This is a genomic window from Streptomyces sp. NPDC051662 (assembly GCF_040681655.1).
GTDB lineage: Bacteria > Actinomycetota > Actinomycetes > Streptomycetales > Streptomycetaceae > Streptomyces.
The window spans coordinates 1-9,163 of sequence record NZ_JBFAZD010000057.1; the positions used below are offsets into that span (position 1 = coordinate 1).

Sequence of the window (9,163 nt, forward strand, 5' to 3'; positions counted from 1 at the left end):
CAACGGCCCGATCACTGCCCAGGCTTGATCAGTCACTTCATGACGACGCACCACGAACGGGCTAACGACCAACCGACATTGCGGACACGCCCTAGAGGTGGAGTTGGGCAGTACCTTCTTCCATCGCGTCGAAAAACTCGAAGAGGAGCCGCATCCGGGCTTTCCACGGGGAGCGGACCATGGGAGCCGTCTGTATACGGAGAACCTCGTGGTGCTGGCCCGCACCGTGACGGTAGCCCGCGAGCTGTTGTCTGTCTGGAAGGACCGGCTGCCCGGTTCACCGATGGTGGAGCTGGTCGAGCAGTACGTCATCGGCGCGGAGCCGCTTCTGCTGCACACGGAGAGGCTGGTCGCGGCCTGGAGCGGTGTCACCTTCCCCGAACCGACCGCCGACGAGATCGCTTATGAGGCAAGGCGGTTGAACGTCCCGGCCGAGGAGGGCGAGGCCAACCTGCGGTACTGGAAGGCCGTCCGCTGGGAGGAGGAGGCGGAGCACCATCCCGAGTCTCTGTGGGACGAGCTGAGTCCGGTCTGGTTCTACCTGGGCGCGGTGCGGTCCACCATGATGGCCGCGGTAACCGGGGATACGGACTACTGACAGGCGCCGTCAGCGGGGATGAGGCCGATGAGGAAGGCGGCGAAGCCGCTTATGGCTTCCTCCGTCCCCGGTGTCTGCCGCAGGACTGCCTCCGGCGCGTGCGCGCCCCCAGCCTCCCGAGGACAGGTGCCGCTCGGTCACCCATGCGCGGTCGAGTTCCCCGGTCGTGTCGGCCAGCTCATCGCAGAGGCCGCCGAAGCTGCCCATCACCAAGGCAAGTGGACCGTAGAAGCCCTTCGGGTCACGGGGCAGCATCTCCTCCAGTGTGCGGAGAGCGGTATCGAATCCGACCAGCGGGTTGCGCGCTGGAGCCAGAAGGGGCGGGCCTTTTCACCGAGTATCTACCGGGTGCGGAACGCCATGGGGCGCGGATACCGCGGAGTTCAGCGGAGTGCTGACAGGCTCAGCCATGCGCTGACGGCCGCGTGGTCACTCATGCCGTCGTCGATCGGCTCCATATGTACGGTGTAGTCGTACAGCGCGGTTCCGACGGTGGGGCTGGCAAGGATGAGGTCCTGCCGGCGCGGTACGTCGTCGTCAGCGAATCCGCCGGTGGGCACGTGTGCCTGGCCGGCCCGCACAGCGGCGTCGGCGAAGCCGGCCGCGTCCAGGAGTTCCAACGCGCCACGGTCGGCAACCAACACCTCACCCCGCTCGCTCGGCGGTAGTAGGTGCCCGTTGCGCAGGTGCTTGGGCAACTTCAGCCAGTTCGGTTCCGGGAACCCCAGTCCAACCCCGTTGGTGTCACCGGCGACCAGAGAGAGCCGGGCCGGGTCAGCCAATACCTCCAACGGCCCGACTTCCCTGGTGCGGTTGCGCGGGTCAAACGGGTCGCAGTGCACGTTGCGCAAATCGAGCGGCTTCTCAACGCCGGGAAGCATCAACTGCGCCCAGCCCATGACGTGATGGAAACGGTCGCGGTCCGCACCATGGGCCAGAACCCTCACCCGGTCGCTGAGCAGGATCGCGGAGTGGAACCGGTGCCCCGAGGTCGTTTCATTGGCGTACGCGGGAATACCTCCGGCCAGGCCGATATCAATGACCGCCCGGTGCAGTCGCCGCCAGCCGAGCAGGTCCCAGAAGTTGCACTCTTGCAGATTTCCGGCCGAGGAGTCGTTCGCGTTGGCACTGACCTGTGAATGAACGTAGCGGACATGTCCGGGAAGTGGGAAGCGACGCTGCGCGGAGCCACTCGATCGGTGGAGACGCCAGTGACGCATTGGACGTCCTGGGGGCGTGTGGCGTGTCATGAGATCCCCGCCGAGACCCACCTCGACCACGTTGGGTGCGGGTCACTCGGGCTGCTGGAGTGTCGGCGGGTGCCGAGTGGTGCGGGCGTGGAGGATGGCCACGGGGATGGTCGCGGCCAGGATGGTCAACCCGGTGAAGGTTGCGGTTTCGGGGGCTACCAGGTGAGGACGCCGATCAGGCCGAGGCCGAAGACGGCGGCGGTCCAGTCCAGGGCGGTGCGGTGCAAGGGTGAGGTCCCGTTCGTTGAGCACTACCCGCCTGGGGCAGACCTTCCAGCGGAATGGGAGGCGATCGACCAGACCGGGCTCGCCGGGGAACACGGCGTCCCCGTCGCCGCACTCCCGCCACCCGGTCGGGTGAACCGATGGCTGTGGACGGTGAGCTCGCTCTGCCGTAAGGCAATGGGTGTCCGGCCACGTCGTCGAGAGCGGTCTGACCTGGGGCCAGCAGGGGGCCGTCGGCCGTGCCTGGGCCGCATCCACGCCGCCTCCGCCACGGGCGGCGCTTCGCGGCGCCTGGCCACACGGAAGGCAACGGATCCGGAACGGCTCGCGGCGACGGTCGACCATCTCCTCGGCGCAATCGCCTGACGCCCCGTCCCGGACACGTTCGACCGTCGGCCCGGACGCTGACCGAACGCCACCACTGCCTCACGCACCTGCCCCAACTACTCGTCGGCTGCCAGCGGACCTGGCTCACGCAGGTCCTCCACTGCGACTGCTCCGCGGTCAACCTCCACCTCGAAAGGGGGACACGCCGACAGCCTTCATCGACGCCGATGGCGAGCCCCGCTGAATTTGATCTGTGGAGGGAGCTAGCTGGGCGAGCGCTCACGGCTCCAGCCTGATATCCACGCCCGGACTGTAACGGCGGCTTTCATGGACGAATTCCATACTGCCTCCCAGCCAGAGGATTACTTCGTTAATGTAATCCTTGGTGGCAGGGGTGTGTCGTTCGTGTGCGCACATGGACGGATAGAACTGATCAATTCGGTCTCGAATTGACAGCAGTGTGTTCATGCGTGCATGCCATATGGAGGTGTAGTGGAGGACGGTGTCGTCGGCGGTGGTGCCCAGAGTGTGCTGGAGACTGGTGAAAGCGTTGGGGACGGCTTCGAAGTCGTGCTCCCGTTGCGCAGATCCCAGATCCGTGGCCATATTGATCAGATCGCACACCAGGAGCCGGACGTTTTCCATGAGGAAGCTGTCCAGAATGGTATCCGGCAGTGCTGTCGGACTGAACAGCTCCACCAGGCCGACGCCGATCGGTGCTTGGCAGCTTCGCAGCTTGTAGGCGCTGAACGTCAAATAGTCTGGAACCTCACCTGTTTTCCGCAGTGCGATTTCCCAGAGGACTGAACTCTGGTACTCGTGGAAGCAGCGCGAGAATCGCCGTTCCCAGCCCGGATTTTTGAACTGAATGCGTGATGTGACCCAGAGTTCGAGGAGGGCCTTACCGAACGGGGATTTCAGGGACTCCGGTTCGATCGGGGAATCGGTCTTCCGGGATACTAAGGCCCCCATGTTCCGGAGGAATGCCAGATGTTCCGGTGAGATGCTGTCGTAAGGTGTCTCATCTGTGTGCACATCGAGGGCAAACAGGAACACAATCCAGCGGGTCACCAGGGACAGGTCGGCTAGCGAGGCGTTCGGGTAGGCCATGGAAGCACAGCGTGCGTAGCCGTAGTCCACGCATTCCTGGAAGAATTTCTCGCTGCCCAGGATTCCGATGTCCCGTGCCCACTCAAGCGCCTGCTCCTGGACCTCGTCCACGTGAACGTTCATTGCGTGGGGTGCGGGTCGCCGGCTGACGTCATCCGGCCAGATCTGTTTCCAGGGACTTTCAGGCATGTGAATCCTCTCCAGGGTCGTCGTGCGGGAGGTGTGCGGTTGCCGGTACCCGGGCTACAGGTACGCGGTTGCCAGATGAAGGGCGGAAATGATCGCGGACCGAGTCAGGTGTGGTGCGGTGAAGAGTCCTCGGCCGTTCCACATCTCGGCGTACTGAGTGTCGTTGTCGTCGAGGTGGTGGCAGAGGTAGGCGAACGCCCGCGTCAGGGGTGAGGTGTCCGTCGTGAGCCCGGCCTGTACGAGGGCATCGAGGGCGAGGACGGCGTATGCGGTTTCCTCGGGCTGTCCTTGAGCGGCTCCCCAGGAGCCGTTGGGATGCTGGGTTTCCTGCAGCCACCGTGCCGTCTTTTCCAGGATTTTCGGTGCGGTGGAAGCCAGGCCGAAGGCGACATGCGCTGTCGCGTAGTACGGGGAGGTATGCCACTTGTCGTACCAGTAGGCGCGGTCGATGCGATGGTCGGCGATGTATCCGGCTGCCTTCTCGATCTGGGGCGCATAGCGCTGCGCCGCGGGACTGAGTGCTTCGGCGATCCGGGCATTGACGGCCACCGAGCCGTCCCGTTCGAACTCGTAGCAGGTGAAGTAGCTGTCCCGTTCGAAGGTCAGCAGGTGGGGCAGGTAGGGCGTGACGTCGGTGCCCGCCCGGTGGAGGATGGTCATCGCCATGGCCGTGTCGTCGGCGTCGGGGAGCGGGAAGGTCTCGCTCATGGTGACAAGACCGTCGGTGTCGAGGATGGCGCGCAGCGTCGCGAGGTGCTGGTCGATGCCGGCGGGGCGGAGCCCGGCGCGGACGATCGGGTAGAGGGCCCAGCCGAGGATGAAGATCTCGATGGGGGCGAGTTCGGGGAAGCCGCCGTCGGGGGACTGTGCGGCGAGGCGGCGCAGGAAGCTCTCGGCGGCGGGGTTGTCGCCGTGGCGGCACAGGGCCGCTGTGGCCGCCGGTGAGCAGCCGATGCTTCCGTCTTCGGCCTGGAAGCGTTCGGCTTGCCGGGCGAGGAGCTGTGGGCTGACGAGTTCGGCCGAGTACAGCAGGGGGGACGGCGCGTCGCTGGGCAGTACTGCGGGGAGCCTGCCGAGTTTGGCGGTGCGGAGTTGCTCGATGTCTGTGAAGCGCTCGGCCGGCAGGTTCAGGCCCGCGCGGCGGCCCTGGTCCAGCAGGTACGGCACGGCCAGCTCGAAGGCGGACGTCTGGTGGGGGGAGGTGCGCCAGTCCTCGGAGTGTCCCCACAGGTAGTTCACGCCTGCCTGAACAGCGCTCTTCGCCCATGGCTCGCCGCACTGGCCCAGGGAGGCCACGGCTGCGAGGGTCGAGACCAGACGGTCGACCGGCACGGGGAGTGTGCCGCCCCAGGAACCGTCGGCATGCTGATGGCGGCGCAGCCAGTCCAGAGCCTGGGGAAACCAGGGGGTTCCGGCGGCGTCACGCAGGTCGGCGATGAACGCGGTGTTGTAGGTGTTCGAGCTGGTGGGGTTGGAGTCCAGCGTGGTGAGAAGGTGTGCCGCGCGCTGGGTGAGACCGGGCGGTGGGATCATGATGAGGCCTTTGCTGGTCGTGAACTCACTGTGGGCACCGATTGAGCTGAACCTCGTGCTCAGTCCGGGCCGAGTGCCTATGGCTTCTGCGTGCTCGTCGGATTGACTGGTCCCGCCGGTCTGCCAGGGGCGGGAGACGATGGCGGATGGGTTCCTTTGGGTTCCGTGGATGTCCTGGCGTGCTCTCCTGAGGCTTGTCCTCGCTTTCGTACGAAGCACGGTCGGACCGCGTGTGGTGACAGGTCGTCACGGCGGCCTCGGCGGTCGACGCTCCAGGGGAGGGGCGGCGAACGGCGCCCGTCCGTGATCACGGCGTAGCTCTGTGGGAAGGGTGAGGGTGAAGGACTCGTCGGCAGTCCTGACGGTTCCGACATCCCGGTTGACGAGTTCGGCGATCCGTTGGAGCACGCCGACGACGATGCCTGCGCCTTCGGCGGGCTGACCAGTGGTACTGATCGGTCCTTCCTCACTGCGGCAGGCGGTGCGAAGTAGGTGTCCTCGGTCGTGGTGATCCGTTCCTGCACGGTGAGCGGCCCTAGCCCGGCCAGCGCCGAAAGGGTCTGCCGGACCAGGGCGGGCGGATCGGACGCCCCTGCGCTGAGCCCGATCGTGGCCACATCCCGCAGCCGGGCCGGCCGACTGTAGGAAGCGTCCTCGATCAGGTGAGCCGGTGTGCCGGCTTTGTGCGCCTGTTCCAGGAGCCGCACCGAGTTGGAGGAGTTCTCCGATCCCAGGACCAGCACGGGATCCGCCTGCCCGGTGACGGCCTGCAGGGCGTGCTGGCAGTTGGTGGTCTCGTAACAGATGTCTTCGGAACCCCGGCCGCGCGCCTGCGGGAAGCGTTCCTTGAGCGCGGCGATCGTCGCCCGGGTCTCGTCCACGGCGAGGGCGGTCTGGGTCAGGTATGTGATGTTCGACGGGTCCGGCAGGTTCCTGTGGGCCGCTTCCGCACGGACCTGCGGGGAGACACCGTGGGCGGAGAACACCACCAGGGATCCTGTGGGAACCTTGTCCAGTTCCTCCACCAACACCGCCGTGATGCGCTTCGATTACGGCCGTCCGCTCCCAAGGGCTTCCACCGGAAGATCGGTTCTGGAGACGGCCGGGAAGAACGCGCTTGCCTGGCCTGAGGGTGTTCATGTGCGTCTGCGGACGGCGCCGTCGGCCAGTTCCCGCAGGAGACGTGCGGGCCCGGGCGCCACATGAGCGGCCTGCAAGTGGCGTAGGGCCTGTTCGTAGCGTTCGGCGATCATGGTTTCGACCTTGTGGCCGGCGCCGGTCGCGGTGATGATGCCCCGGGTGGCATCGGCATGGTCTTCTGTGAGGGTGCTGAGGCCCAGGAAGGTGCGGAGCTGGTCTGCCTGTTCCTGGGAAGACTGGCGCAGTGCCAGAGCGGCAAGGACTGTGGCTTTGCCCTCCCGTAGATCGTCCAGCGCGGGCTTTCCCGTGTGGGCGGGGTCGCCGAACACGCCCAGGAGGTCGTCGCGGAGCTGGAAGGCCTCACCCACCGGGATGGCGAACGCGGACAGCGCGTCGAGCAGCGGCTGTCCGGCGCCGGCCAGGGCGGCGCCGATGTGCAGGGGACGCTCGACGGTGTACTTGGCGGTCTTGTAGCGGCAGATCGCCAGTGCCCGTTCGACGTCGTCGGTGGGCGTTCCGGTGGCGGTGACGTCGAGGTACTGCCCGTACATGACCTCGGTGCGCATGACGTCGATGAGCGGCAGGACCGCGGTGAGCTGGGTCGGGGTGAGGCCGGCGGTGTGGAGGAGTTCGTCGGACCAGGTCAGGGCGAGGTCGCCGATGAGGACGGCGGCGCTGTTGCCGAGACGGTCGGCCGCAGAGAGGGTGCGGCCGCGGCTGTGGTGTGCGGCGAGGGTGCGGTGGACGGTGGGATGTCCGCGACGGGTAGCTGACTGGTCCATGACGTCGTCGTGGATGAGAGCGAAGGCGTGGAACATCTCCAGCGAGGCGGCGGCCTGGATCACGGAGTGCGGGCGGTCCTCGGCTCCTGCGGCGTGCCAGCCTGTCAGGCAGAGCAGGGGCCTGATGCGTTTCCCGCCGGAGGACAGGAAGTCCCTCAGGACCGTGGACACTTCCGTGGGCATGCGCTGGTCGACCGCCGTGAGGGCCTTGCGGCCGAGGAAAGCGTCGAGTACGGCATCGACCTCGGCGCGGAGCAGATCCCGGTCGGGACCGGGGGGTACGAGCGGAGTCGGGGTGAGAGCAGTCATGAGGCTTCTCCTGCGTCTGCTGATTCCCTGGATTCGGCTGGGTCGGTGAGGCAGAGGGCTTCCTCGAGGTAGGCGTTGACGATGTGGGACTCGCGGACGGTGGTGCCGTGGACGAAGATCTGCGGTTGGCGGAGAAGACGCCGATCTCGCGGGCTTCGGCGGGCCGTTGATGACACAACCCATGACAACTACGCGCAAGGGTCCTCGACGGCCAGGCGGCCGAGAGGCGAACCCCCTCGCCCGCGCGCTGCTGTCAAGGGCCGGGACCCGTGTGCCAGTAAGCTCCTCGTCGGACAGGCCGGCAGGGCCCCGCTCCCGTTCCGCCTGTTGCCAGGCCGCTGGGTGCTGGTAGACATCCCTTAGTGCACCAGCCGGACGTTCGCCTCAGAAGAGGGAGCAACGGCCCAATCTGCTGCGCTTGGTGCACTCTTGTGCATTCGTGAATTGCGGCACAAGGCACGGGCCTCGCCGGTGGGGACGGAGCGTCCCAGATCGCCGATGCCGTCGCACGCCTCACCGCCATGCGCCCAAGTGGAGGGCGCCGGGTAGTGCTGTGCTTACGCGTCCGGAGGTTCGTCTGCGAAGACGACTCGTGTTCGAGGCGGACGTTCGTTGAGCAGGTCCCCGAGCTGACGCGCTGTCACGGCCGTGCTACCGAGTGGCTGCGCTCGGCGATGGGCGCGATCGGTCTGGCCTTGGCCGGTCGGGCCGGTGCTCGGCTCGCGCGGTATATGGGTATCAGCGCGAGCCGCAGCACGTTCTCCGTCGGGTCATGGAACGGCCGGACCCGCTGGCCGTCCGACCGCGGGCGGTCGGTGGAAGGCCGTCGTCGCCCGGTGTCCTGAGCTGGAGGGAGCGGCAGCTCTGATCAGCTTGTTCGCAGAGATGCTCACGACGCTCGACGGAGCCCGCCTGCCCGAGTGGATGACCGATGCCATGAGAGCCGGCCTGCTGGGGATCGGTAACTCGCCATAACCGTGCGGACGCCGGGACGTCGTCTGGGGTCGGCCGCCGTACGCAGAAACCCGTGAGCCCCGCGGACACGTCATCTGCCCTGCAAAGATGTGGCTTCCTCGATCAGGAGTGCTACGCCGCGGTGGGTGGTGTAGGGGCGCAGGACCTGACGCATGGTGGTGAGGGAGGTGGTGGCGCGGGCCGAGCGGAGACCGGGGTAGTCGCCGAGGAATCGCTTCCACGTGGTGAGGGACTCCTCCAGGTTGCCTTGGCGGAGTTGGGATTCGGCCAAGAGAGCTGTGGTGAGTGCCCTGGCTCGCCGTGCTTCTGGAGCGCGGGTGCGCAGCGAGGCATGGAAGGCACGGTCGGCTGCCTGGTGGTCTCCCAGAGTGGTCAGGGTCCGGGCGCGCTGGTAGTGCAGAGCGGCGATCGGATAGCTGTCGAAGTGGTCGGAGGGGTCCTGGTCGGCGCGGCTGTGGAGGAGTTCCGCGCTGTTGAGGGCCAGGAGTGCCCGGGGGCGGTCCTGGGCCTGTGCGTGGGCCACGGCGAGCTGCGACTGGGTGAAGGACTGGATCAGCTGTGAGGAGTGATGGGAGGCCGTCCTGGCGGCTTGTTGTGTCAGGTTGAGTGCGGGCTGCCGGTGGCCCAGCTCTAGGGCGTGTTTCAGAAGTGGATCTTGATGTGTCGAGATCCACTTCATGGGGAGGCATGATCTGACGAATGCGCAATGGGCGAAGCTGGAGCCA

At 66.6% G+C, this 9,163-nt stretch carries 7 protein-coding genes; 1 reads left to right on the forward strand and 6 read right to left on the reverse strand.

What is annotated here, in order from left to right:
- The first annotated feature begins 208 nt into the window (after positions 1-208).
- Entirely contained in the window at positions 209-598 is a 390-nt protein-coding gene (locus AB0M67_RS41300; RefSeq protein WP_365753339.1) for a hypothetical protein, read from the forward strand.
- 383 nt (positions 599-981) lie between these two features.
- On the opposite strand, the gene AB0M67_RS41305 is transcribed toward AB0M67_RS41300, so the two are convergent.
- The 6 genes from AB0M67_RS41305 to AB0M67_RS41330 form a co-directional block, all read right to left on the reverse strand.
- Positions 982-1,818 carry a hypothetical protein gene (locus tag AB0M67_RS41305; protein WP_365753340.1) on the reverse strand — a complete coding sequence of 279 codons (837 nt, stop codon included), beginning with the start codon at positions 1,816-1,818 and terminating at the stop codon, positions 982-984.
- Between the two features lie 861 nt (positions 1,819-2,679).
- Positions 2,680-3,621 (reverse strand): hypothetical protein, encoded by a 942-nt coding sequence (locus tag AB0M67_RS41310; protein WP_365753341.1) that lies wholly within the window; start codon positions 3,619-3,621, stop codon positions 2,680-2,682.
- A 132-nt stretch (positions 3,622-3,753) separates the two neighbouring features.
- Complete coding sequence (locus AB0M67_RS41315; protein WP_365753342.1) at positions 3,754-5,232, reverse strand: prenyltransferase/squalene oxidase repeat-containing protein; 1,479 nt, start codon at positions 5,230-5,232, stop codon at positions 3,754-3,756.
- Between the two features lie 77 nt (positions 5,233-5,309).
- On the reverse strand, positions 5,310-6,257 hold the full coding sequence (locus AB0M67_RS41320; RefSeq protein WP_365753346.1) for a hypothetical protein: 948 nt from the start codon (positions 6,255-6,257) through the stop codon (positions 5,310-5,312).
- A gap of 111 nt (positions 6,258-6,368) precedes the next feature.
- Positions 6,369-7,463, reverse strand: a complete 1,095-nt coding sequence (locus tag AB0M67_RS41325; RefSeq protein WP_365753343.1) for a polyprenyl synthetase family protein — start codon at positions 7,461-7,463, stop codon at positions 6,369-6,371.
- A gap of 1,045 nt (positions 7,464-8,508) precedes the next feature.
- A complete protein-coding gene (locus AB0M67_RS41330) occupies positions 8,509-9,117 on the reverse strand; it encodes a hypothetical protein (protein WP_365753345.1) in 609 nt (202 codons plus the stop codon).
- Between the last annotated feature and the right edge of the window lie 46 nt (positions 9,118-9,163).

What these genes read in the sequence shown, in the direction of transcription:
- AB0M67_RS41305 (WP_365753340.1), bottom strand. Translation starts at nt 1,818, where the DNA reads ATGCGTCACTGGCGTCTCCACCGATCGAGTGGCTCCGCGCAGCGTCGC.
- AB0M67_RS41315 (WP_365753342.1), bottom strand. Translation starts at nt 5,232, where the DNA reads ATGATCCCACCGCCCGGTCTCACCCAGCGCGCGGCACACCTTCTCACC.
- AB0M67_RS41325 (WP_365753343.1), bottom strand. Translation starts at nt 7,463, where the DNA reads ATGACTGCTCTCACCCCGACTCCGCTCGTACCCCCCGGTCCCGACCGG.
- AB0M67_RS41330 (WP_365753345.1), bottom strand. Translation starts at nt 9,117, where the DNA reads ATGAAGTGGATCTCGACACATCAAGATCCACTTCTGAAACACGCCCTA.